Raw genomic sequence first — 25,149 nt, 5'->3', positions numbered from 1 at the left:
CCATTAAAGTTGAGAAGAATTTGACATACGAAGAACAAACAAAAATTACAAAAACTGTAATAAAAGCCGCCGTACTAATGCTTGAGTATGGAGCTGAAAGTAGACTAATAGAGACTGTTGCCCAAAGATTAGGGCACGTATTAGGCGTTGATTCAGTTGAAGTTTCATTAATTCCTTCTGCAATTGTACTAACAACACTTAGCAATAAAAAAACACAATCTTCAACAACAACAAGAAGAGCTCATCATAAACCAATAAATATGTCTATAGTTTGTGATGTACAGAAGATGTGTTATAAAGCAGAAAAAGAGAATCTTGATATTGATTTTATGATTAAAACTATGAAAGAGATTGAACCAAACTACTATAACAGTTGGTTGATAGTTTTTATGGTTGGTGTCTCTTGTGCTTCATTTGCATATCTTCATGGTTCTGATTTAATGGGTATACTTATTACTTTTGTTGCTTCTTCTGCTGCTATGTTTACAAGACAAGTTTTAGCAAGAAAAAAATTTGTTTTAATAATCACTTTTGGAGTTACTGCTTTTGTGGCAACTTTTTTTGCCGCAATGTCACAAATTTTTCATCTAAGTTCAACTCCTGATATAGCGCTTTCTTCAAGTGTTCTTCTTCTAGCCCCTGGTTTTCCTTTTGTAAACTCTGTTTTAGATGCAGTAAAAGGTTACTTAGCAATGGGTTGGGGACGTTGGATGCAAGCTGTACTTCTTACTTCTGCAACTGCTGTTGGAATAGTTTTAGCTTTTACTCTATTAAATATGGAAGGTTGGTAAGATGAGTGCAATAATTATTGATTATCTATTAGCGGCTATCTTTTCAGGTATTCCTGCTGTTGGTTTTGGAATGGTATTTAATGTTCCAAAAGAGACTCTTTTGAAATGTGCTTATGGTGGAGCTATTGCTTACTGTTCTAGAAAGTTTTTAATGGATCTTAACCTATCTTTGGAGCTTTCAACCTTTTTAGCTTCAACTATTGTTGGTATAGTTGCTCTATATTGGTCAAGAAAATATATTGTTCCAAGACCTGTTTATACTATTGCATCAATAATTCCTATGCTTCCTGGAACTTATGCCTTTTCTGCAATTATAAATTTAATAACAATGAATGCCCACGGAGTAACACCTGAACTTATTACAACTTTTGTTGATAACTCACTAAGAACAATTATAGTTTTAGGTGGAATTGGTTTTGGACTTGCACTACCATCACTTTATTATATAAGATATAATCGTCCTATTATTTAGGACTTTCTTATATTAAAAAGTGCTTTTATAAAAAAATATAAAACAAAAAGGAAAACAATAGGTAGAAGTATAGTTTGAAATACAAAAACAATAATCAAATCAACAATATACTCACTTGAATTATTAGCTGCATCTGTATACTCTTCTATCTTTTTTTCATAATAGGAGCTATCAAATTTTTCCATAACTTTATTTATAAAAGAACTTTGTTCTTTCTGTTTAATTGTTTCTTGGGTTACGCTACTTACACTATCTTTTACTTGAATAATATTCTCATTTAACTTTTCTATATTGTATTGTGGTTTTACAAAGTAGTTGTAAGAGATATCATTTACATAACTTATCATGGGTATTGCAAATCTTAAAAAGAGTAAAACAAAAGTTGCTTTGAAAAATATCTCTCTTATTTTTTCATCTTTTTTAAAACGTTTAAAAAGCCATATATTAAAAGTTACAATAAAAACTAAAAGAGTTATATTATAAATATCATTTGTTACAAAACCCAATAAAATCTTTTGGATACCAAGAGATATCATACTTGCAAGCATTACCAAAGAAAATTGTTCAACTAAATCATTTATAGGATCTAAAACTTGCCCTATTGCAACAACTACAAAAGGCAAATCAAGCTCAGTTCCTTGAGCAAGTGAGATTACTCCATTTAAAGCCTTTGCACTTCCAAATACAATAACAGCTTGTTTAAAAGAGTTATCAACTAACTTTTTTGCATCATCATCAATAGTAAAGCAAAGAGCCAAAGCTAAGGCTAAAACTGTAAAAATAGAAAGTAATACCCTATTCCAGTTATTTAAAATAAATTGTTTCATAACTATTTCTTTAAAATCTCTAATCTTTGAGGACGAATGGTAATATCAGTAATAACACCATCAAAAGCCAAAATATCTAAAACTGTTTTTGCTATATCTTCAGGTAAGATATGAGCCTCTTTGTTTTCACTTGGTTGAAAATTTAGAGTATCAAAGAAGTTTGTTTTTGTCAAATCTGGATTTATATTTGTAACCTTTACATCACTTCTTCTTAACTCTTCAAATAGTGCCAAAGAGAAATCTCTAAGTCCACTCTTTGTAGCAGTATATAGTGCTGAAAATTTAGAGTGTCTTGTTGCCTCTATTGAAGCAATATTTATTATATGCCCTTTTGTTTTTTTAAGGCTTCTAAGGCATAAATTTGCAAGAATAATTGGTGCAGTTAAATTAACATCAATTAACTCTTTTATTTTTGATAAAGAGATCTCTTCATGGGGTTTAAAAACTCCAACTCCAGCACAGTTTATTAAAACAGAGATATCTTTATCTTTTAATATCTCTTTTAGCTCTGCTTCTAAAGCTTTTATATCTTCAAGTCTACTTTTTAATCTAATGATTTCAAAATCACTTTTTTCTAAACTTTCACAAATAGCTTTTCCTATTCCTGAAGAGTAGCCAGTGACAATTGCTCTTTTTTTCAACTTTTTCTCCACTTTTTAATAAGCCCTTTTTTCATTTTTATTCTAATATAAAAAAGAATCATAATGGCTAATAAAATTAAAACTGTAACTATAATTACTTTTAAATACTCATCAATTAGCTCTTTATTTGAACCAATAAAGTAGCCTAAAAGAGCCAAAATTAGTACCCAAATTCCAGCACCCAAACTTGTATAAAGTGAAAATTTCCACAAATTCATCTTTGCAAGTCCAGCAGGAAGTGAAATATATTGTCTAACAGCAGGGATTAATCTTCCACTGAAAGTTGAAATATGCCCATGTTTTGCAAAAAAATCTTCCATTTTTTCTAAAGTTTGCTCTTTTATTAAAACATATTTCCCATATCTACTTAAAAACTTTCTTCCAAATTTCATTGCCAAATAGTAGTTAAAAATTGCTCCGCAGAGACTTCCAGCTATTCCAGAAAGAATTGCAAAAACTAAATTCATCTCACCTTTATAGGCTAAGTATCCAGCTGGAATCATAACAATTTCAGAAGGAAAAGGGAAAAAAGAACTCTCTAAAAACATCATTATAAAGATTCCTAAATATCCTAAACTTCCAACAGTATGAACAATAAGATCTACAATATTAGTTAACAATATTATCCTTTATTTTTCTAATTCCTGATTCTACCAAAATTGAATTAATTGTATCTTGAATAAATTCAATACTTACCTAAAGTATTGTAAAGATATTTTAAGTAAGTATTGAATAGTATTTGAAAAAAGGATATTACAATATGAAAAAAACACTAATAATTTTAGCACACCCAAATTTTGAAGAATCTAGACTAAATAAAACCCTTATTAATACAATAAAAAATGAAAAAAATATAACTATAAATAATCTATATTCGGAATATAAATCATTTGACAAAATTGATATAAAAAGGGAACAAACACTACTTTTAGAACACGATAGAATAGTATTCCAATTCCCATTTTATTGGTTTAGTTCACCAAGTCTTTTAAAAGAGTGGCAAGACAAAGTTTTAGAGTATGGTTTTGCGTATGGGAGTGAAGGGGGAAAACTCAAAACAAAAGAATTTAAAATTGTAACAACAATGGGATCACCTGAATTTGCATATCAAGCAGGTGCATATATTCAAGTAAGTATGAACGAGTTATTAAAACCTTTTGAGACAATGGCTAAATTTACAAGGATGAGTTATACTATGCCCTTTTATGTATATAAAGCTTTAAAAATAAGTGATGAAGAGTTAGAACAAAAAGCTTTTGAATATAAACAAACTCTTCTTAATGAAGATTGGAGTTCCTCTTTATCAAAATATTTAAATAGCTAAATTATTTACTAAGGGGCAATTTTATAGTAAACTCTGCCCCTTTGTGTATCTCCCCTTTATACTCATAAGTTACATTATGAACTTCAATACTACCTTTTAACTGTTTAGTAATAATTTGATAGGTCATATAAAGTCCTAATCCTGTTCCTATTGATTCATGTTTAGTTGTAAAATATGGGTCAAAAATTTGATTTAATACTTCCCTTTTTATCCCCCCTGCATTATCTCTAAAATGCAAATGAAGGAGATCTCCCCTTCTATGACTTGAAAGGAAAAAGAGTCTTTTTCTATTTTCATCAACATTCTCTACTAAAGCATCTTTGGCGTTATTATAGATATTAATCAAGGCCTGGGTTAATATATTTTCATTGTTTTCTACAAATAAATCCTCTTTATTACTATCTTGTATAAAGGTAATAAAACTATGAGAAAAAGAGTCTTTTGTTAGATTTAAAAGTTTTTCTAAAGTATCTCTTACATTAAATACTTTTATTTGTGTCATATCCCCTTTAAAGAAACTTCTAAAATCCTCTATTGTATCAGAGAGATATTGTGTATATTTATTAATATCATCTAAAACATTTAAAACTTTCTCTTTTGGTATCTCATTGTTAACATCCATCTCTAAAAGTAATTTTAAACCACTTGATGAAGTTGAGATTATTGATAAAGGTTGTCTCCATTGGTGGGCAATATTCTCTAACATCTCTCCAATTGCTGCTGTTCTTGATTGTTGAAGAATTAGCTTATCTTGTTTTCTCTGTTTTGTAATATCACTAAAAAGTCCTATATAGTTGCAGATATGCCCATTTTCATTATATATTGCATTTATTGTTAACAACTCTTGGTAGATTTTCCCATCTTTTCTTTTGTTGTGAATCTCTCCACTCCAATAACCATTTGTTTTAACCTCTTCCCAAAGCTCTTTGTAAAACTCATCATCATGAACACCAGATTTTAAAATAGAAGGATTTAATCCAATTACCTCTTCTAGTTTATAACCTGTAATCTTCTCATAGGATTTGTTTACATTTAAGATATTTCCATCTTCATCGGTTACTAAAATTCCATCATGGGTATGTTCAAATACATTGTGAGCTTGTTGCAAGTCACTCTCCAACTCTTTTCTTTTTGTAATATCTTGAATTGTTCCAAAATAACTTGAGATTTTCCCATTTCTATCAAAAGAGAGTTCACCTAACATATGAACCCATTTTATTGCTTGTGTTTTTCTGTTTACTACTCGATATTCAATATCAAACTTATCTTTTAAAGCAACTACATCTTTAAAATATTTTGTAACTCTTTTTCTATCCTCTTGATGAATAAGAAGTTGCCAAACTCTTAAGCTCTTCTCTTTGTTGTTATCAAAACCAAAAATTTCATCAATAATATATGAATTTGTAAAGATATCTTTATTTGCATTATAATTATAGTGCCCTACCCTTGCAATCTTTTGAGCCTCTTCTAGCTCCTCTTCAACTTGTTTTAGTTCAGTTACATCTTGCACAATCCCAGTTATTCTAACAACTTGATTATTTTCTACTATTGGATTTCCAATAACCCATATTTTTCTAATCTCATCACTTTTATAGATTCTATACTCAAAGTTAAAAGAGAGTTTCTTTTTTACAGCTCTGTTAAAAATTCTTCTATATCGTCTTTTATCATCTTTTACAACTAACTTTTTAAGTGTCTCAAAATCTACAAATTGACCTGTTTGAATTCCAAAAATATCATTTGCAATTTTTGAAAACTTAATTATGTCTTTTTTTATATCCCATTCCCAAGTACCAAGTTTTGCAATTTTTGCAGCGTTATCTAGAGTCTCTTTTACTGTTTTAAGCTCCAAGTTGTTTTGTTTGATTATATTTTTGTCAGTTATATCAATACTAAAAATAGAATATCCAACTCTCTCATTATCATCATTTTTAAGAGCTGAGATAGTGCTAAAAATCCAATATGTAGTTCCATCTTTTTTTAGACTTTTGCACTCCTCCTCTAAGATTTCATTATCTTCTAAATTTTTTATTTTTTTTATAAATTCATCTTGTATATCTGGATACAAAAATTTTGAATATGATTTGCCCAAAAGCTCTTCTTTAGTATATCCTGATACTTTGCAAAAAGCATTTGACACACTAGCAATTACTCCATCTAAATCTAAAGTTGCACTAATAATAAATTTATCAATCAAATTTATATGTCTCTCAATAGTCCTATTTATTTTTTGTACTTCTATTCTTTGAGTCTGTTCTTGTTTATATTTTTTGGTTAAATCTTGATTTAATTTATCTAAGCCGTTATAACTCTCTAATTTTTTCAGACTATCCATAACCATAGTCATATCATTGTGAGCACCAATCATTCTAATTGGTTTACCATTTTCATCTCTAATAGCCAAACCTCTACATCTAATCCAAACTACTGAACCATTTGCATGTTTATATCTTAATATTTGATCATAGGGATAAGAGGAATCTTCTAAGTGTTTATGAAAGTTGTCAAGAGCTAATTTTAGATCTTCTTCATGGACTAGTTTTTGCCACTCAATAGATTTATGTTCTTTATCTTTTGGATCAAAGCCCAATATTTTCCAGAATCTTTCACTCATCCATTGGTTTTCAGGATTTTCTAAATCCCAATACCAAATTCCATCCAATGAGCTAGACTCTATAAATTCAAAAATAAATATATCAGATTTTATTAATTTGTCTAATTCTTCTTTTAAATAGTGTGTTTCTGATATCTGCATAGCATCTCTCGTCTTATTTATATGAAATCTTTAATTATACCATAAGTTTCCAGATTTAATATTATCTTCATAATTTGCTTAATTATGGGAGTTGTTAGAGATTCGACAACAGTGTAACTTAAAGAGAATTATTTTTTGTTATTTAATATCTCAACAACTTATGTATCATAATTTGTATCAAATTTAACTAGTTTTTTTAATATAAAAATAACGCCTTTTTGACCAATTTTATTTTCTTCTCTTAAAATAATTTCTTCTTTCTCTACTATCTCAAAACCAATATTTTTGCATAAAGCTACTATGTAGCTAATATCATGCGAAAACCTACCACTTTTTGCTAGTTGAAAATCTTTGATATTAGTCTCTAATGATAATTCAACAGTAAATATAAAATAACCGTCAGAACTTATACATTTTTCTACATAATTAAAAATAGTTTCAATATTACCTATATATATAAAAACATCTGCAGCAATAATTAAATCAAATTTTTCAGTATTTTGGGAAAGAAAGTCACTTATATCCTTGATATAAAGTTTTGAATAGATATCTTTTTTTCTTGTTTCTTCAATCATGTTAGTGGATATATCAACACCTACTATATTTGAAAATTGTTTAATAATAGTTTTTCCTAATAACCCAGTACCACATCCTAAATCTAAAACTTTTGACTCATTTGAAAGATTTAAAAGTTTTAATTTTTCTTTTATAATAAATGGCACTTGGTATTTTAATGATGAAACTAAATGCTCTTCAAAATGTCCTGCATATCTATCAAATAAATCTTCAGCATATTCTGAAGAAAATTCACTTATTATCTCTTTATTTATTGATGCTAACAAATGATTAGCACCAGGGTGTTTTGGCAACTTTGATAATGTTTTATTCAAATACTCAATCATTTTACTTTCATTTTTCATTTTTCTATAACACTGTGCAATTAAAAAAAGTACATCATAAAAATCTGGACAAATAATAACTACTCTATCTAAATGAAAAAGTGAAAATTCAAATTTACTAAGTTTCTCATAAATTTTCGACATATTAAGGTGACAAACATAACATTTACTATTTACTTTTGAAGCTTTTTTAAAATAAAAAAGTGCCTTATTATAATCTTTAATCTTTTCATAACAGTTTCCCAACTCAAAGCAAGCTTTGAAATTAGTTTCATTTTCATTTAATATATCTTCATAAATCACTTTCGCTTTATTTATCATTCCAGATTTTTGAAACAAAATAGCTTTTTCTAAAGATTGTTCAATTGTAAGTTTTGTATTCATAATATGCAGCTCCTAAGGATTGAGCTGCAGAAAATGTTAATTAAGTGTTAAATCAAAAAAGATTAAAATAGGCTCTATTAAAGTGTATCTTTTTAATATCAATCTAATAAATAAAACTGTATAAAATTTATTAAATTTCATATTTCAGTAAAAAAAACTTGCTATTTTTATTTTTTTCAGATATAGTTTCGCACTTAAAGAAAAAATTAGTACTTATTTATTGTTTGCTTTTTATTGATTCACACTCAACATCTGTCTCTCGAAAATTTAAAACCCTGATTTAACTTTACTAAAACTTCTTAAATGAAGAAATACATAAAAAGGATTTCTATGTCAAATAGATACAATGGAACTGTAAAATGGTTCAATAATGATAAAGGTTTTGGATTTATCCAATTAGAAGATAATAGCAAAGATATATTCGTACACTATACTGAAATTAATAACAAAGGTTATGGAAAATCTTCATTAACTGATGGTCAAAAAGTAACTTTTAACATTGGTGTAAACCAAAAAGGTGAACAAGCAACAAGTGTAGAAGCTCTATAAGTTTGTTTGTCCAAAATAAGATATAAATATCAAACAATAGTATTTGATAATGTAGATATACATTTAAAAACACTTAAAGACCCAACAATTTTATAATAAAAATAGTGAAGCTCAAGAATTAGGAATAAATTCTGCATCTTGGGCTCTGTTTGGAGTCTTGTGTCCTTCAAATCACATTTTAGCAAACTTTATTTATTAATCTGACACAACCTCAAGAAGAATTCTTGAAGTTGGTTGTAGTATCAGTCTAAGTAGTTTACTTTTAAATCATTTACAACAAAATATTTCAGCAACTGATTATCACTCTGAAGTAGAATCTTTTCTTTTAAATAACTCAATTTTGAAGAAACTTGTAAGTTTGATTTAATAAGTGGAACTCATTTACTTTACTAGCAAAATCATGAAAAATTACTTTCTCATTTTATTAGTCAATCTGCAAATAATAAATATGAAGTAATAATTGTTGACCCAAAAAAAGGTAATCCTTCAAAATTTAAAAAAGAGATGATGAACTTTGGGTTTAAATATGAAAAGATAGCTACCTTAAAATACTCTAATTCAGTATTCAAAGGTTCTATTTATAAATATAATAAAAGGATAAAAATGCACATTTTAACAATGGAATATAAATATATAGTTTTTTTAAAACTACTAAAAAAAAATGAAAAATTGGAAGATGCTTGTTCAAAAGCTGGATTAACTATTAAAGAAGCGTCCACTTTAATAAATATGGTTTTATAAAACAAAACCACATTTCTTAAAAATTTTCATATAAACTCTTTCTTAAGAGTTTTGCTTTATCTTATTCAAGTATGCCATCTTCATAAACTCTTCCATTTGATTGTTTGAGATATATTCATAACCAAAAACATCTTTCCATAAAGATTCATCTTCCATACAAAGATAAAAATATACATCTTTGTGCCAAGGCTTAAAGCTCTCATAAGCATGTCTAAACATCTCTCTTTTTATCTCTAAAGGATATGATTGTTTACCATTTGCATCAGAAAAAGGCATTTGTAAAATCTTTGATTTAAAATTTCTACTTCTAATTTTATTTATAACTGGTTTTATAAAAGTTAATGTTCCAAATGAAACTAATGCTACTTTTTTAGAATCAAAGGTGTTTATAAGAGTTTTATAAACCTCTTCATACTCATTTAAATAGTTTTCATAGTGAACAATAGGATGAAAATGAAACCCAACTAAAACACCCTTTTCACTAACTTTTTTTGCAGATTCTATTCTCTGAGTTAGAGAGGCAGCTAAATGCTCTTCATTTTCAATTATAGTTGGAGTATTTAAAGACCAAGTACAAATTATATTTTTAGGAACTTCATTTTCTAAAAAATATTTTATATTGTTTGATTTGGTTTTAAACTCCAAAATAACATTTGGATTATTTTTTGCAAAAGCAAAAAGAGCATCAAGTATCCCCTCTTTGTTCCCCCACATAAGTGAATCTGAACTTTGTCCTGTTCCTATATGATAGATCTCATTGGGATCAAGTTTTAGATTTTCCAAATTTTTTTTAAAATTAATATCAAAACCAATTTTGTCTTGATTGTAAAAACTCTGTATAGAACAATAAGAGCAATCAAAACCACAAGATTGAACTGCATCCAAAGTTAATAAATTACAACATCTTGTATTAGCACTTGCAACAGGGCAAGAACCAAGAGCTGTTTTTTCTCCTTCAAATTTAGTGAATGAAAACTTTCTAATATCATCTTTGTATAAATCTTTTGTAAAATTTTTATATGAGTTTGGTTTTTGTTTTAACTCTTCCCATTTTTTTCTAATATCATTGAAAGCATTTTTTCTATTTGAATATTCATTTTTGAAAAAAGAGCTTATATCACCCTCATGCCACATCTTAAAATCTATGGCAAAATCTATTAGTTGTTTTAGCTCTTGAAAAGAGAACTCATAAAAAAAAGCTTGCTTTTTTATAAACTCTTGATTTTCTAAAGAGAGTTTTTGAAAGTTTGTTTTATCTACAGACTCTTCAAACTTCTTTTCATAACTCATAGGTAGTCTTTCCACTGCTTTTTGCATTTTTCTATAAGTTCAATTACAAAAGATTTTTTAGGAATTTGTATATCTAAATAATCTGATACAACTTTAAAACAATAGATATTTTTACAATATTTTTTTGAAATCTCTAAAAAATATTTTGCTTCCATATCAACCAAAAGTGTTTCTAAATTTTCATCACTTTGTAAAGGTTCATCAACAGTAGTAATTGAAGCAAAGTTTATATTTGGAAGCAGTTTATTTGTACAAAATAGTGTTCCAATCTTAATTGAAGAATCACAACAACCAGCAATTCCTATATTTATAGCTTTTTTTATCTCATAGTTATTGTAAACAAAATCTAAAGATTTAAAACAATTATCTCTACCAATACCAGATACTATTAATAGATATTTTTCATCTTCATCTTTAAAAAGTTTGAAATTTAATGATAGATTTCGAACAGAGTTGTCCTCTTTTAGTTTTAAAAAGTTGATAAGTGGTTGTGCTTCTGGAAGTAATGCAGTATAAATTAAAGTTTTTGACATGAAAGTAAAACTAAGGCTAAGGCCTTAGTTAGATTACTTTTTAAGCTCTTTAATTCTAGCAGCTTTTCCTGTAAGACCTCTTAGGTAGTGAAGTTTAGCTCTTCTTACTTTTCCTCTTCTTACAACTTCAAAAGTTTTAATTGATTCTGAGTATAGTGGGAAGATTCTCTCAACACCAACAGAGTTAGCTCCAATTTTTCTTACTGTAAATGTAGCATCTACTCCGTTACCACCTCTAGCAATAACGATACCTTCGTAAGACTGAACTCTCTTTTTTTCACCCTCTTTAATTTCAACACCAAGTCTTACTGTATCACCAGCTCTAAACTGTGGAATCTCTTTTTCTGCAAGTTGCGCTGCTTCAAAGCTCGCAATATATCTATTTTTCATTGTATTTCCCTTTAGTGAAAGTGCCCGCATTTGCAAGTTGCGGGGTATCACGCTTTTATTTTGTTTTTTTTCTTGTAATCAATCCCGGTCTAAAATATTTTGTTTTGCAAATAGCCAGATTGTTTTTTAGGTCGGCAATTTTACTATGATTTCCCTTTAAGAATTCTTTAATTACACTTAAATTTTCAAAATTTTCAGGTTTTGAAAAAGATGGTGCCTCTAAAAGATTGTTTTCATAACTCTCCATAGTCAAAGAATCTACATTACCAAGCACACCTTCTACATTTCTAGAAATTGCATCTGCCATAACCAAAGAGGGTAATTCTCCTCCTGTTAGGATAAATTCTCCTATAGAAAAGATTTCATTTGCATATTTTTCTATTACTCTCTCATCAATTCCCTCATATCTTCCACTAACAAAAACAAGATTTTCTTTTTTTGCCAATCTTTTTGCATCATTTTGCCTAAAAGGTTTTGCTGCTGCTAATGGAAATATGATATAAGCTTCAGGATTTTTCTTTTTTATCTCATCTAAACAATCAAAAAGGGGTTGACAATTCATAAGCATCCCCGCACCTCCTCCTATCATAGGAGAATCAACTTTTAAATGTTTATTCTTTGTATAATCCCTTGGGTTATAAAATTCATAAGTTAAAAATCCTGCCTCTATAGCTCTTTTTAATATTGAATCATAAAAGTAAGGTTCAATTAAATTTGGGAATAGAGATACAAATGTAAATTTCAAAATAAACCTTATTTATTTTTTTGAATATTATCTAAATTTAAATTAAGTTTAGTTTTCCATGATATAATTGCAGACTTAAATTTTATGAAAGGAAAAGCTGTGAAGTCACCAAAAGGTTTTGGAAAAAAATATTTTTCATTTGCAAGTATATTAGCCCATAGTGTACAAATAAAAATTGAAAACCAAATTACTATTGCGAAAAAGACTTTACGATATAGCACATCTAAAGATATAGATGAATTGAAGGAGGATGATCCCCCCAAATTACTAAACTCTATATCTGTTTTAACAAAGCTTAATAAACCTTATCACTGTGACTGTGCTTTTAGAAAAAAAACTAAACTAGCTGTCTCTTTATTTAAGTTTATTCCTAGATGTCCATATTATACTACCTATTTCGCATTTAGACGAACAGGAGTACATCCACCACTTAATATATCAAATATTTAATCATACAAAAAAGAAAAAATTCAAAGGATATATTAATGTCAAAAAATAGTTATGTAATAGGATTTCCAAGAATTGGAGAGAAAAGAGAGTTAAAAAAAGTATTAGAGAGTTTTTGGGCAAAAGATTGCTCATTCGATGAAGTAAAAAAAGTTGCAAGTGAACTAAAAAAAAGACACTGGAATTATCAAAAAGATGCAGGTATAACATATATCAGTTCAAATGATTTTTCACTTTATGACAATATGTTAGATACCGCATTTATGTTAAATGCTATTCCTAAAAGATTTAAACATCTAAAAGATGAAGAGCTGTATTTTGCAATGGCTAGAGGAAATCAAAACTCTGTAGCAATGGAGATGACAAAATGGTTTAATACAAACTACCATTATATAGTTCCTGAACTTTCACTTGATGATAAATACTCGCTAAATTCTTCTAAAATATTAGAAGAGTATAAAGAAGCAAAAGAGTTAGGAATAAAAACAAAAATAAACCTAATTGGACCAATAACATTCTTAGGTCTTTCAAAAAGAGTTGACAGAGGTGACACTTTTGAACTTCTAAGTAAAGTTCTTCCTATATATGAAAAACTCTTAAATGAGCTTTCAACTTTAGATGATAGTGTAATAGTTCAAATTGATGAACCAATCTTTGTAAAAGACAATGAACCAAAAGTATTAAGTCTAATAAAACCTGTATATGATAGATTAGGAACTATAAGTGACAATTTAAAAATTATTGTTACAACATATTTTGAGCACTCAAATGAAGCTACAAAAGTTTTAACAAAAACTCCTATTTGGGGAATAGGACTTGATTTTTTATATGGAGAAGAGAATACACAAGCTTTAGAAGAGATTGCAAACAGTGGTAAAAAACTTATAGCAGGTGTTGTTGATGGAAGAAATATTTGGAAAAACAATATTCAAAATACTTTAGAGATTTTGGCAAATATAACAAAACATATAAAAAAAGATAATCTACTTATCTCTTCATCTTGTTCACTTCTTCATTCACCTTTAACACTAAAATATGAACAAAAATTAGATTCATCTATAAAAGAGTGGTTGAGTTTTGCCTATGAAAAACTTCAAGAGATAACTATTATTTCAAAGATATTCTTCTCAGGCTTAGAATCTTTAGATTCAAATGAGATAAAAATTTATGAAGAAAACATAAATGCAAACCATAATAGAAAAAATTCTACAGTTATTCACGACAAAGATGTTCAAAAGAGAGTAAATAGCTTTGATAAGTTTTCAAGAAATGGTAAATATGAAGAGAGAATAAAACTTCAAAGAGAGATTTTAGCTTATAAAGATTTAGCTACAACCACAATTGGTTCTTTTCCTCAAACACCAGAAGTTAGAAAATCAAGAAGAGATTTCAAAAAAGGTGAAATTTCACAAGAACTTTATGAAAAAGCTATGAAAGATTATATTGATGATTGCATCGCATTTCAAGAAGAGTGTGGTCTTGAAGTTTTAGTTCATGGAGAGCCGGAAAGAAATGATATGGTTGAATACTTTGGAGAGCAACTAAAAGGTTATGGATTTTCTCAAAATGGTTGGGTTCAATCGTATGGAAGCAGATGTGTAAAACCCCCTTTTATATTTGGAGATATTAGTAGACCAAAACCAATGACTGTTGATTGGATTACATATGCACAAAGTAAAACTTCAAAAATTATGAAAGGTATGTTAACAGGACCTGTTACTATTCTTAATTGGTCTTTTGTAAGAGATGATCTTCCAAGAAGTGAAGTATCTAAACAAATCGCCGTTGCACTTAGTGATGAGATTGACGACCTACAAAAAGCGGGTATAAAAATCATTCAAGTGGATGAAGCAGCGTTTAAAGAGGGTTATCCTCTAAGAACAAACAAAATCAAAGAGTATGAAGATTGGGCAGTTAGAGATTTCAAAATCTCTGTTAGTTCTGCAAAACAAGAGACTCAAATCCATACTCACATGTGCTACAGCGAATTTAATGATATTATTAAAACAATTGAAGCAATGGATGCAGATGTTATCTCAATAGAAACAGCAAGAAGTGGAAATGAGCTTCTTAAAATATTTAAAGAGGTTGGATATAAACAAGAAGTTGGACCTGGTGTTTATGATATTCATAGTCCAAGAGTTCCAAGTGTAGAAGAGATTGTTAAACAAATAAATCTTCTTTTAGAAGTATTACCAAAAGAACAACTATGGATTAATCCAGATTGTGGACTTAAAACAAGAAAATACGAAGAGGTAAAACCAAGTTTGATTAATATGGTAAAAGCAGTAAAACAAATAAGAGAGGAAAGAGAGTAAGGGGCAATGCCCCTTATCTAAAAAGAGTTTTTATTTATAAAAGTAAAAACTCTTTTTAGATAACATTTCAGGAAATAAATATGAAAAGTAAAAAAATGATTACATTTAGTGATATAGAAGAAGCAAAAAGAAATTTAGAAAATGTGGTTCAAAAAACTCCACTTACTAAAGCTCCATTTTTAAGCAAAACTTTTAATAGTGAAATCTACTTAAAAAAAGAGAATTTACAACTAACAGGAAGCTTTAAATTAAGAGGTGCTTTTAATAGAATTGCCAAACTTGACAAAAGAAGAAGAGATAATGGTGTAGTTGCTGCAAGTGCAGGAAATCATGCCCAAGGTGTTGCTTTTAGTGCCCAATATTTTAACTGTGAAGCAACTATTTTTATGCCTGAAGCAACTCCTTTAACAAAAGTAAGTGGTGTAAAATCATATGGTGCTAATGTTGTTTTAACAGGGGAAAATTTTGATGAAGCCTATGAGGCTTCATTAAAATTTTGTGAAGAACACAATAAAGAGTTTATTCACCCTTTTGCAGATGATGAAGTGATAGCAGGACAAGGAACAATTGCCGTTGAGATTTTGGAAAAAATTCCTGATTTAAAACAACTTATAGTACCAATTGGTGGGGGAGGATTAATCTCTGGTATTGCAATTGCAGCAAAAGCTATAAACCCTGATATTAAAGTTATTGGAGTTGTTGCAAGTGGTGCAAGAGGAATGAAAGAGTCATATAAAGCACAAATGCCTATTGATTCAAAAGCAGTTAGAACTATTGCAGATGGGATAGCTGTAAGAGATGTAAATCCCAAACTTTTAGACATTATTTTAGATTATGTTGACCATATTGTTGAAGTATCTGACAATGAAATTGCAAATGCAATTCTTTTTTTATTAGAAAAACATAAACTTGTGGTTGAAGGAGCAGGAGCTGCTGCAACCGCTGCAATTATGCATGAAAAAATAGAGATTGAAGACTCAAAAATTTGTGCAATAATTAGTGGAGGAAATATCGATGTTACTATGCTTTCACAAATTATTGAGAAAGGCTTAGTTAAATCATATAGAAAAATGAACCTAATTGTTACACTTATGGATAAACCAGGAGCACTTATGCATTTAACTGAAATATTTAAAGAGTGTTCAGCAAATATTGTGCAAATAGATTATGATAGAGATTCAGTAAAGCTCGAATTTGGCGAAGCTCACGTTACTATTGCACTTGAAACAAAAGGTGAAGAACACCAAAAAGATATAAGAGAAAAATTGAAACAAAATGGTTACAGATATAAACAAATATAAATTTTATAAGTGACATTTATAAAAATTTTAGAAAATAAAATATATAATATCTGATATTTTAGTCAAAAAAAGAAATCATAAAAGGAAGAAAATGGAAGGAAGAGTGTTTACATTCTTAGGTGCTATTGGTGGGCATGGTCAAGAATGGCTTATCTTATCGCACTTTGCTATAGTAGTTGTAGCTGTTTTATTATTAGCTAGAGCTGCAACAAGAAAAATGCAACTGGTTCCAACTGGTTCGCAAAACTTTTTAGAGGCGTTTATTGGTGGAGTTATCAGTATGGGTGCTGATACAATGGGAGAAGAGAATGCAAGAAGATATTTACCACTTATTGGTTCTTTAGCATTAGTTATTTTCTTTAGTAATATGTTAGGTATTATTCCAGGTTTTGAATCACCAACTGCTAATATTAACTTTACTCTAAGTTTAGCTTTAATTGTATTTGTTTACTACAACTATCTTGGTATTAAGAAAAATGGTTTTGTAAACTACTTTAAACACTTTATGGGACCTATGCCAGTGCTTGCTCCATTAATGTTTCCTATTGAAATAATCTCTCATTTATCAAGAATTATTTCATTATCATTCAGACTTTTTGGTTCAATCAAAGGGGATGATATGTTTACTTTGGTACTTTTAATGTTAGTACCTTGGTTGTTACCAATGGCTGGTTTCTTTATGTTAACAGCATTTGGTGTACTTCAAGCATTTATTTTTAGTATCCTTACATATGTATATATTGCAGGATCAATCATGATGGAAGAAGAACATCACTAAAATTGACTTTGGTTACAAAAAGGGAAGAGGTAATAACCTTTTCCCTTTTTTTATGCCCTATTTTTAATAAAACATATTATAAAATCTTAAAAAATATAAGGATTTTATAAAAATGGACGATAACCTGATTAGTTATTTAATAACTGATCCCACATACTACACAAGCAATGAAGAGCTTTTTAAAAAAAATCTTCAAGAAGTTCTTACAAATAAAAGAGTCGACATGGCTTGCTTTAGAGATAAAGAATCTGCAAACTGCAATGAACTAGCAAAAATTTTTGTTGAAACTTGTAAAGATTTCAATGTAGATAAAATTTTATTAAATGAAAATATTGTTTTAGCCTCTAAATTAGAAGCAGATGGTGTACATTTAACTTCAAATCAATTTGATAAAATAAAAGAGGCAAAAAACTTAGATTTGTATACAATAATCTCTTGTCACGATTATAAAGAGCTTGATAATGCACAAAAACTTCATGTAAATGCTGTAACCTACTCTCCAATTTTTATTACACCAAACAAGGGTGAACCAAAAGGTGTTAGTAGATTAAAAGAGGTAGTTCGACTCTATGAAGATTTAGACATTATTGCCCTTGGCGGAGTTGTAAGTGAAGCTCAAATAAAAGAGATATCAAAAAGTGGTGCTTATGGTTTTGCCTCTATTAGATATTTTGTTAATTAACCTCTTTTAAAAAGCTCTCTTTCTCTTTTAAATATATTATATATGTAGAGATATTAGAACTATTTATTATATCTTTTAGAGCATTTTTATAATGACTTACTTGTATTTCATGCTCTTTCGACTCCTCTTTTGTAGTTTTATAGTCAAAGATATAATATCTCTCATCTTTTTTTACTAAAAGATCTATAATTTTTAGTTCACCCTTATATATTAGAGCTTGTTCTTTGTCATATTCACCATCACTAACAAGAGATAAAAATTTTTCATTTTCTAAAAGCGCTAAAACGCGATTTCTAATATTTAAAAAATCACTATCTCCTAAATATGAAGAGAATCTACTCTTTGTTAAATTAAGTGCTTTATTTAAAGAGTCTTCATTAAACTCATTCATCATTTCCAAACAATAGTGAGTTGCTATTCCAAAATATCTAGAGTACAAAGAGTACTCTTTTTCATCATCTTCAATTTGCATTGGTTTATCTTGTAAACCGAGGTTTAAAGGTTTATAAATAACCTTCTCACTCTTCTCATGGTTTATTGTAAGATTACTACTTTTTACAATTTCTCCTAAAGTTTGAACTTTTAAATCCAATAAATCAAAAACAGAACTCTTTGTTTTTTTGAAAACAACCATATTCTTTTTGGCTCTTGTTAAAGCAACATAAAGAATATTTAGTTCATCTTCATAATTTAAACTTTTCTCTTTTTCCAAAGCTTTTTTATACTCTTCATTATAGTTTTCCAAAGAAGAGATTTTATAATAGATATTTTTTAGTTCAACACCTTCATACTCAAATAGAAGCGAACTTTTATCACTATTTTTCTGTTTTATTCTATCAACTAATAAAACAGTATGAAACTCTAAACCTTTTGATTTAAATATGGTTAATATCTGTAAACCATATTGTTCTTGGTTTTCTATTGGCGTCTCTAACTTATCGATTTCATATACAAAATCAACAATATTTTTATATGAAGAGGCAAGCTCTATAACTCTTATTATATTTTCGTCTACAATATCAAGAACTTTTGCAATATTGTAAAGGGTCTCTTGAACACTTTTTTGTTTAATATCAACATCAATTTTTAGTTCACTTCCAGGCTCTTTTCCCAAAATTGCATTTACATTCTCTTTATATATTTCCTCTTTAAAGTAGAGATATTTAACCATATTTATCAAAGCTTTTATATTCTCTTGATTTACTAATCTTGAAGTCATCTCTGTTGATATTTTTAGTGTTGGGAACATCTTTTTTAGGTACGAATAAATATTTAAAACATCATCATTTGTATAGGTTAAAATTGCAATATCATTACTGTTAACTCCACTTTGCATTAGTTGTGAAATCTTTTTTGCAATATTTACATACTTTTCCTCTTCTAAAAGTGCATTATCTTCTAAAACCTCAACATACCCATCTTGATGAATTGAGTGTTGCTCATAATATTCATATGAAGGTAAATTTATAAAAGAGTTATTTACAAACTCAACAATATTTTTAGATGATCTATAGTTTGTATTTAAAACTTCAACTTCAATTTGAGGATTTGTTTTAGAAACATAATCAAAAAGCTCCCTCTTCCCACCTCTAAATCTATAGATTGATTGTTTTGTATCTCCAACATAAAAAAAACTATTAAACTCATTTGAAGAGAGTAGCTCTTCTATCAAAGGTTGTAAAATTCTATATTGTAGCAAAGAGGTATCTTGGAACTCATCTATTAAAATATGAGAAAATTTTGAATCCAATCTAAAATATAAAAACTCTTTATCAATCTTTTTAGAAAGTAGTTCGTAAACAAGATTTGAGATATCACTAAAATGCAGATAGTTTTTTGAGATATTAAAACTCTTTTTATACTCTTTGAAAAGTCTATAGAGTTCAAATAATTTTCCTAAACTATAAGCAGCTCTTATTTTATAATATATTGCAAGCTCTTTTTTTGTCTCTTGAAAAAACTCTTCTAGTAACTCATTGCTACACTTTTTAAAGTATGAAAATTCACTTGCAAACTCTTTGCCAAGCCAAGTATTTCCTCTTTTTAATAGGTTTTCAAAGGAGTCAAAATCAACTGCATTTTTTGCACTATTTGAAGCAACAGGAGAGTTTAATATAAACTCTTTTATCTTATAGGCTTTATCTAATACAGCTTTTTTTTGAAGAGTAATTAAAGTTGCATCAACATCTACAGTCTCTATATCTTCATTTTTTTCTATCAAGTTTTGGAAAATATCAAATAAAGAGCTATACTTTTTCTTCTCATAAATTTGGAAATCAATAAGTTTATCAAAACTCTGTAGGTCTAGTGACTCTAAAAATTTTGCACTTAAAGACTCTATATCATCCTCTTTTATTTCAAAGTCATCACTAACTCCAGCATATCCACAAAACTCTCTTAATATCATATTAACAAATTTATCAATAGTAAAAATTGATAGAGTTGCATTTGTATAATCTTTTATAAGAGCATCTTTTTTTAAAAGAATTGTCTCAATTGAGATTCCAGATTCTTTTGCAATCTCATTTAGATATGCTTCATCTTCACCTAAATGCAAAAGAGTATGATATATCCTCTCACTCATCTCATTTGCAGCTTTATTGGTAAAAGTAAGAGTTAATATCTCTTTTGGTTTGGCTCTTAAAAGTAACAGAGTTATGTATCTTACAGTAAGTGCAAAAGTCTTTCCACTCCCTGCACTTGCTTTCAATGCTAAAAATTGTTTCATATTGAAATAATACTCAATATTTATTAATTATCTGCTATTAAAAAACTTAATAAAAACTTTAATTTAATAATTTGTTGTTATAATAAATCCTATTATAATAAACGGAACTATATGAAAACCAAAAATAAAATAATTTTATTAGTAATCTCTATTATTGTCTTTATGTTCCTATTGATAACTGCTGATATGATCTATAACTTTAGAGAATATGGTATAAAATCAATTGATGACAAAGCTCATGCTATTGCTAAAACAGTTGAACACTCATTAACCTCTCAAATGGTTACAGGAGTTATACAAGAGAGAGAACTCTTTTTAAGTCAACTAAAAAATATTCCAAATATTGATAATATTTGGCTAAGCAGAAGTCAAAAAGTTGTTGAACTATATGGTAAAGGTTTAAGTACTGAAGTTATAAAAGATAATGTTGATGAAGAGGTATTAAAAACAGGAGAGATCAAAAAAGTTATAGATGAAAATATTTTTTCACAAAGTTTTTATAGAATTACAATTCCATATAAAGCTACATCAAAAGGGAAAATCAACTGTATTAACTGCCATACAAATGCTTCCGAAGGGGATACATTGGGAGCTATTACTATTCAAATGTCTATTGATGGTTCAAAAGAGATTGGTATTAAAACAATTACAAATACTATTGTGATTGCTCTAATTTTAACAATAGCAATTATATTTATCCTAAACTTTATTATCTCACCTTTTTTAAGTCTTTTTGATTCAATTAAAAAAGTTATGAATAAAGCTCAAAAAGGAGATTACTCTTATCGAATTGTTGGTATAAATAATAAAGAGGCTGAAGATGTATCATTATGGATAAATGGTTTACTTGAAAAACTAGAGAGCACACTTGATTCAATAGATTCAAAAATCTCTATTTTCTTATCTGCAAATCAGAAAAATAAAGAAAAAGATCACCTAATAAATGTAAAAAATACAGTTGAAAGACTATCTGATGTATATAAATTTAGAAAAACAATTGAATATGATGAAACATTAGAAGAGGTTTATTCAAGACTAGCTCAGGTAATAAAAGAGAAAATTGGAGTAGAAAACTTCAACTTTTTTGAGGCAAATACCCAAAATGGTGAAATAGCACTTGTTTATAAAGAGAAAGAGATTTTTTGTAATATTTTCAAAGATGGATGTAGGGCAGATAGAACAAATTCAATGATTGACTCTACTCAATTTAAAAATGTTTGCCCATCTTGCGGAGCACATGAGGGTAAAAACTATTTTTGTATTCCTTACTCTATCTCAAATGAGTTTGACTTAATAATCTCTATTTATGCAAAAGATGAGATAGAAGTAGAGAGATTTCAAAAAGAGTATGACTATATAAAAGATTATGTAGATGTTGCTAAAACTGTAATTATCAGTAAAAAGCTAATGAAGATTTTAGAAAAGAACGCCCAAACTGATGTTCTAACTAATCTTTATAATAGAAAATTTTTAGAAGATAATATCAAAAAAATCTCTGCTCAAGTGAATAGATCTGGTATTACTTATGGTATTTTAATGATTGATATTGATTTCTTTAAAATTATAAATGATACCTATGGACATGATATTGGGGATAACGCTATTAAAGTTGTAACAGAAATATTAACTGAAAATACTAGAAAATCTGATGTAGCAATTAGATATGGGGGAGAAGAGTTTTTAATCCTTTTATATAATTGTGATGACAAATTTGTACTTAGTGTGGCTGAAAAAATCAAACTTGCATTTTCAAGAAGAGATATTCAAACAGGTGGAACAACTACAATTAGAAAAACTCTAAGTATTGGAACATCTATCTATCCAAATGATAGTAAAGATTTAAAAGAAGCAATTAAATATGCTGACTTAGCCCTCTATAAAGCAAAAAATAGTGGAAGAAATTGTGTAGTTAAATTTGTACCAGAGTTAAAAAACCTACAACACAAATCTAAGTAAAAATTGGCTATAATCGCCATCTTAAAATATAGTAGTAGGATTTACTATGGAGAAAAAACAACACAAAGTACAAACGCTATTAGATGCTATTCCTCATATCAAAAAATTTTATGGGAAAACTATTGTTATTAAATATGGTGGCTCAGCACAAACAAGCCCAGAACTAAAAGATAAATTTGCTGAAGATATTGTCCTTCTCTCATTAGTTGGTATTAAACCAGTTATTGTTCATGGGGGAGGAGCAAGAATCTCTGAATTATTAAATAAACTTGAAATCCACTCTGAATTTATTGATGGACATAGGGTTACCTCTGAAGATACTATGAGAGTAGTTGAGATGGTATTATCAGGTGAAATCAATAAAAATATAACTTCTCTTTTAAATTTCCATGGAGCAAAAGCTATCGGTATTTCAGGGAAAGACTCAGCTATTATAAAAGCTCAACCAAAAGATAATGGTAAATTTGGTTACACTGGAGTTATAACAGAAGTAAATGGAAATATGATTAATAATCTAATTAAAGAGGGATTTATCCCTGTAATAGCTCCAATTGCAGATAGTGCATCACCAAATCATCCTGGATATAACATTAACGCTGATGTTGCTGCATCAAAAATAGCTCAAGCAATAAATGCTCAAAAAGTGCTTTTTTTAACAGATACCGTTGGAGTATTGGATAAAGAGGGGAAACTTCTAAATTCATTAGATAAAGATGATGTACAAAGATATAAAGATGATGGAACTATTGCAGGAGGTATGATCCCAAAAGTTGATTCATGCATTGATGCGATTTACAATGGAGTAAATAAAGCCCATATTATTGATGGAAGAGTTGAACACTCAATTTTATTAGAGCTATTTACAAGTGATGGTGTTGGAACACAATTTCTTAGGAAAGACAATCCAAACAATGGAATAGATATGGAAAAACTATTAAGTGAGTAGAGTAACTCGTTACTCTCTTTAGAGTTTGTTTCTTTAGCTAAATTTATTTTAGCGTTAAAAGAAATTAAAATAAGAATAAGGAAAATAATGAACTTTATTGAAACAAGAGGAAATGACGGAGTAAAATCTAAAGAAGTTACCTTTAGTGAAGCTATCTTAAGTCCAAGTGCATCTTTTGGTGGATTATATGTGCCAAAAGAGTTACCAAAACTAGAAAAGAATTTTATTTTAAATCATATTAATTCAAGTTACAAAGAACTTGCATATGATATTTTAAAAGCTTTTGAGATTGATATTGAAGAAGAAGAGATAAGAAAAGCTCTTGATCTTTATGATAAATTTGACAACCCAAATAATCCATGTCCAGTTGTAAAAGTTAAAGATGATCTTTTTGTACATGAACAGTACCATGGTCCTACAAGGGCTTTTAAAGATATGGCTTTACAACCATTTGGTTCTATTTTAAGCTCAATTGCAAAAAAAAGAGAAGAGAAATATCTAATTCTTGCTGCAACATCAGGAGATACAGGACCAGCTGCGCTTAATACTTTTAAAAATAAAGAGAATATCCAAGTAGCTTGTCTCTATCCAGATGGGGGAACTTCAGATGTTCAAAGACTTCAAATGGTTTGTGAAGATGGAAAAAATCTAAAAGTAATAGGGATAAAAGGGAATTTTGATGATGCACAAACTGCATTGAAAAATCTTCTTGCATCTGACTCTTTTAAAAAAGAGTTAGAAAAAGATAATATTAAACTTAGTGCTGCAAACTCTGTTAACTTTGGAAGAATTATTTTCCAAATCATTTACCACTTTTGGTCATATATCCAACTTCTTAAACAAGAAGAGATTAAATATGGTGAAAAAATATATTTAGTAGTTCCTAGTGGAAACTTTGGAAATGTTCTTGGAGGATTCTATGCTCTTCAAATGGGAGTACCAGTTGAAAAACTACTTGTTGCTTCAAATGAGAATAAAATATTAACTGAATGGATTAACACAGGTATCTATGATATAAGAGATAAAAAACTTATTCTTACAAAATCACCTGCAATGGATATTTTAAAATCTTCTAATATAGAAAGAGTAATATACTCTATATGTAAAGCAGAAAGAACAAAAGAATTAATGGAAGATTTAAATAGAGATAAGATATTTAAAATGAATGAAAAAGAGACAAAAGAGCTTCAAAAATATTTTTCTGCAATAAATTCTGATGATAAATTTGGAGCAAAAATCATAAAAGAATTTTTAAATTCAAACTATTTGATGGATCCACATACAGCAACTTGTATAAAAGCTTATCAGGAATTAAAAGAAAAAGATCTAAAAGTGGTTATTTATTCTACAGCTGAGTGGACAAAATTTTCACCAACTGTTCTTCAAGCACTACATGAAAATTCTACACCATTCCCAGACAAAGAGGCTCTTGAAACCATATCAAAAGAGTACAATACTAAACTTCCTAGTTCAATAAAAGAGCTATTTTCTTCTGAAATTAAACATAAATCAGTAATAGAAAAAGAGAAAATTGAAGAAGAGATAGTAAGATTTATCAGAGAGTAATCACTCTTTGATAAGCCTAGCTTATAATTCTACTGTGTAGATTATCCACATATTTGCTCATAAAAGCGCACTTTTTGACATATGTC

At 28.5% G+C, this 25,149-nt stretch carries 23 protein-coding genes; 13 read left to right on the top strand and 10 right to left on the bottom strand.

Annotation, left to right across the window (positions count from 1 at the left end):
* The first annotated feature begins 20 nt into the window (after window positions 1–20).
* Together AEBR_RS02390 and AEBR_RS02385 are read left to right on the top strand one after the other, a co-directional pair.
* Window positions 21–791, top strand: coding sequence for a threonine/serine exporter family protein (locus AEBR_RS02390; protein ID WP_228712162.1), 771 nt, complete (start codon window positions 21–23; stop codon window positions 789–791).
* Window position 792: 1 nt separating this feature from the next.
* Entirely contained in the window at window positions 793–1,263 is a 471-nt protein-coding gene (locus AEBR_RS02385; protein WP_129086897.1) for a threonine/serine exporter family protein, read from the top strand.
* On the opposite strand, the gene AEBR_RS02380 is transcribed toward AEBR_RS02385, so the two are convergent.
* The 3 genes from AEBR_RS02380 to AEBR_RS02370 are packed head-to-tail and all read right to left on the bottom strand — an operon-like array spanning window position 1,260 to window position 3,351.
* The gene (locus AEBR_RS02380) at window positions 1,260–2,090 is read right to left on the bottom strand and encodes a hypothetical protein (RefSeq protein ID WP_129086896.1); all 831 of its coding nucleotides are present in this window, start codon (window positions 2,088–2,090) and stop codon (window positions 1,260–1,262) included. The genes AEBR_RS02385 and AEBR_RS02380 overlap by 4 nt on opposite strands.
* 2 nt (window positions 2,091–2,092) lie before the next feature.
* Window positions 2,093–2,731 (bottom strand): SDR family oxidoreductase, encoded by a 639-nt coding sequence (locus AEBR_RS02375; protein ID WP_172658837.1) that lies wholly within the window; start codon window positions 2,729–2,731, stop codon window positions 2,093–2,095.
* A complete protein-coding gene (locus AEBR_RS02370) occupies window positions 2,728–3,351 on the bottom strand; it encodes a DedA family protein (RefSeq protein WP_129086895.1) in 624 nt (207 codons plus the stop codon). Before AEBR_RS02370 ends, AEBR_RS02375 begins: the two co-directional genes overlap by 4 nt.
* A 140-nt stretch (window positions 3,352–3,491) precedes the next feature.
* On the opposite strand from AEBR_RS02370, the gene AEBR_RS02365 reads away from it, so the two are divergent.
* Complete coding sequence (locus AEBR_RS02365) at window positions 3,492–4,055, top strand: NAD(P)H-dependent oxidoreductase (protein ID WP_129086894.1); 564 nt, start codon at window positions 3,492–3,494, stop codon at window positions 4,053–4,055.
* Window position 4,056: 1 nt separating this feature from the next.
* Here AEBR_RS02365 and AEBR_RS02360 read toward each other — a convergent pair whose 3' ends face one another.
* Together AEBR_RS02360 and AEBR_RS02355 are read right to left on the bottom strand one after the other, a co-directional pair.
* A complete protein-coding gene (locus tag AEBR_RS02360; protein ID WP_129086893.1) occupies window positions 4,057–6,810 on the bottom strand; it encodes a sensor histidine kinase in 2,754 nt (917 codons plus the stop codon).
* A gap of 158 nt (window positions 6,811–6,968) precedes the next feature.
* The gene (locus AEBR_RS02355) at window positions 6,969–8,093 is read right to left on the bottom strand and encodes a methyltransferase domain-containing protein (protein WP_129086892.1); all 1,125 of its coding nucleotides are present in this window, start codon (window positions 8,091–8,093) and stop codon (window positions 6,969–6,971) included.
* Window positions 8,094–8,423: 330 nt separating this feature from the next.
* On the opposite strand from AEBR_RS02355, the gene AEBR_RS02350 reads away from it, so the two are divergent.
* Window positions 8,424–8,642, top strand: a complete 219-nt coding sequence (locus AEBR_RS02350) for a cold-shock protein (protein ID WP_129086891.1) — start codon at window positions 8,424–8,426, stop codon at window positions 8,640–8,642.
* Window positions 8,643–9,245: 603 nt separating this feature from the next.
* Window positions 9,246–9,383 (top strand): hypothetical protein, encoded by a 138-nt coding sequence (locus tag AEBR_RS02345; protein ID WP_164969463.1) that lies wholly within the window; start codon window positions 9,246–9,248, stop codon window positions 9,381–9,383.
* A 42-nt stretch (window positions 9,384–9,425) separates the two neighbouring features.
* Here the strand turns inward: AEBR_RS02345 and AEBR_RS02340 are convergent, their stop codons facing one another.
* Genes AEBR_RS02340 through trmD form a run of 4 tightly spaced genes read right to left on the bottom strand, consistent with a single transcriptional unit; the run spans window position 9,426 to window position 12,341 of the window.
* A complete protein-coding gene (locus tag AEBR_RS02340; RefSeq protein ID WP_323807949.1) occupies window positions 9,426–10,688 on the bottom strand; it encodes an SPL family radical SAM protein in 1,263 nt (420 codons plus the stop codon).
* Entirely contained in the window at window positions 10,670–11,206 is a 537-nt protein-coding gene (locus AEBR_RS02335; protein ID WP_129086889.1) for a nucleoside phosphorylase, read from the bottom strand. The genes AEBR_RS02340 and AEBR_RS02335 overlap by 19 nt, the downstream gene beginning before the upstream one ends.
* Window positions 11,207–11,239: 33 nt before the next feature.
* Window positions 11,240–11,596 carry a 50S ribosomal protein L19 gene (gene rplS / locus AEBR_RS02330; protein ID WP_128979890.1) on the bottom strand — a complete coding sequence of 119 codons (357 nt, stop codon included), beginning with the start codon at window positions 11,594–11,596 and terminating at the stop codon, window positions 11,240–11,242.
* 55 nt (window positions 11,597–11,651) lie between these two features.
* Window positions 11,652–12,341, bottom strand: a complete 690-nt coding sequence (trmD, locus tag AEBR_RS02325; RefSeq protein ID WP_129086888.1) for a tRNA (guanosine(37)-N1)-methyltransferase TrmD — start codon at window positions 12,339–12,341, stop codon at window positions 11,652–11,654.
* Between the two features lie 99 nt (window positions 12,342–12,440).
* Here trmD and AEBR_RS02320 point away from each other — a divergent pair, with 99 nt between their 5' ends.
* The 5 genes from AEBR_RS02320 to AEBR_RS02300 all read left to right on the top strand — a co-directional run bounded on the left by AEBR_RS02320 (window position 12,441) and on the right by AEBR_RS02300 (window position 17,867).
* Entirely contained in the window at window positions 12,441–12,791 is a 351-nt protein-coding gene (locus AEBR_RS02320; protein WP_129086887.1) for a hypothetical protein, read from the top strand.
* A gap of 35 nt (window positions 12,792–12,826) precedes the next feature.
* On the top strand, window positions 12,827–15,106 hold the full coding sequence (gene metE, locus AEBR_RS02315) for a 5-methyltetrahydropteroyltriglutamate--homocysteine S-methyltransferase (protein ID WP_129086886.1): 2,280 nt from the start codon (window positions 12,827–12,829) through the stop codon (window positions 15,104–15,106).
* 95 nt (window positions 15,107–15,201) lie between these two features.
* Window positions 15,202–16,407 carry a threonine ammonia-lyase gene (ilvA, locus tag AEBR_RS02310; protein WP_129087020.1) on the top strand — a complete coding sequence of 402 codons (1,206 nt, stop codon included), beginning with the start codon at window positions 15,202–15,204 and terminating at the stop codon, window positions 16,405–16,407.
* Between the two features lie 91 nt (window positions 16,408–16,498).
* Complete coding sequence (locus tag AEBR_RS02305; RefSeq protein WP_128979880.1) at window positions 16,499–17,185, top strand: F0F1 ATP synthase subunit A; 687 nt, start codon at window positions 16,499–16,501, stop codon at window positions 17,183–17,185.
* A 112-nt stretch (window positions 17,186–17,297) separates the two neighbouring features.
* The gene (locus AEBR_RS02300; protein ID WP_228712161.1) at window positions 17,298–17,867 is read left to right on the top strand and encodes a thiamine phosphate synthase; all 570 of its coding nucleotides are present in this window, start codon (window positions 17,298–17,300) and stop codon (window positions 17,865–17,867) included.
* Here AEBR_RS02300 and AEBR_RS02295 read toward each other — a convergent pair.
* Window positions 17,860–20,595 (bottom strand): RecB-like helicase, encoded by a 2,736-nt coding sequence (locus tag AEBR_RS02295; protein WP_129086885.1) that lies wholly within the window; start codon window positions 20,593–20,595, stop codon window positions 17,860–17,862. The two genes, AEBR_RS02300 and AEBR_RS02295, sit on opposite strands and share 8 nt — an antisense overlap.
* 111 nt (window positions 20,596–20,706) lie before the next feature.
* Here AEBR_RS02295 and AEBR_RS02290 point away from each other — a divergent pair, with 111 nt between their 5' ends.
* The 3 genes from AEBR_RS02290 to thrC all read left to right on the top strand — a co-directional run bounded on the left by AEBR_RS02290 (window position 20,707) and on the right by thrC (window position 25,063).
* Window positions 20,707–22,551 (top strand): GGDEF domain-containing protein, encoded by a 1,845-nt coding sequence (locus AEBR_RS02290; RefSeq protein ID WP_129086884.1) that lies wholly within the window; start codon window positions 20,707–20,709, stop codon window positions 22,549–22,551.
* 46 nt (window positions 22,552–22,597) lie between these two features.
* On the top strand, window positions 22,598–23,497 hold the full coding sequence (gene argB / locus AEBR_RS02285) for an acetylglutamate kinase (RefSeq protein ID WP_129086883.1): 900 nt from the start codon (window positions 22,598–22,600) through the stop codon (window positions 23,495–23,497).
* An 87-nt stretch (window positions 23,498–23,584) separates the two neighbouring features.
* Window positions 23,585–25,063, top strand: coding sequence for a threonine synthase (thrC, locus tag AEBR_RS02280; protein WP_129086882.1), 1,479 nt, complete (start codon window positions 23,585–23,587; stop codon window positions 25,061–25,063).
* The last annotated feature ends 86 nt before the right edge of the window (window positions 25,064–25,149 follow it).

It is taken from the genome of Halarcobacter ebronensis, from assembly GCF_013201825.1.
Classification (GTDB): Bacteria; Campylobacterota; Campylobacteria; order Campylobacterales; family Arcobacteraceae; genus Halarcobacter; species Halarcobacter ebronensis.
This window is presented reverse-complemented; position numbering and strand designations above follow the sequence as displayed.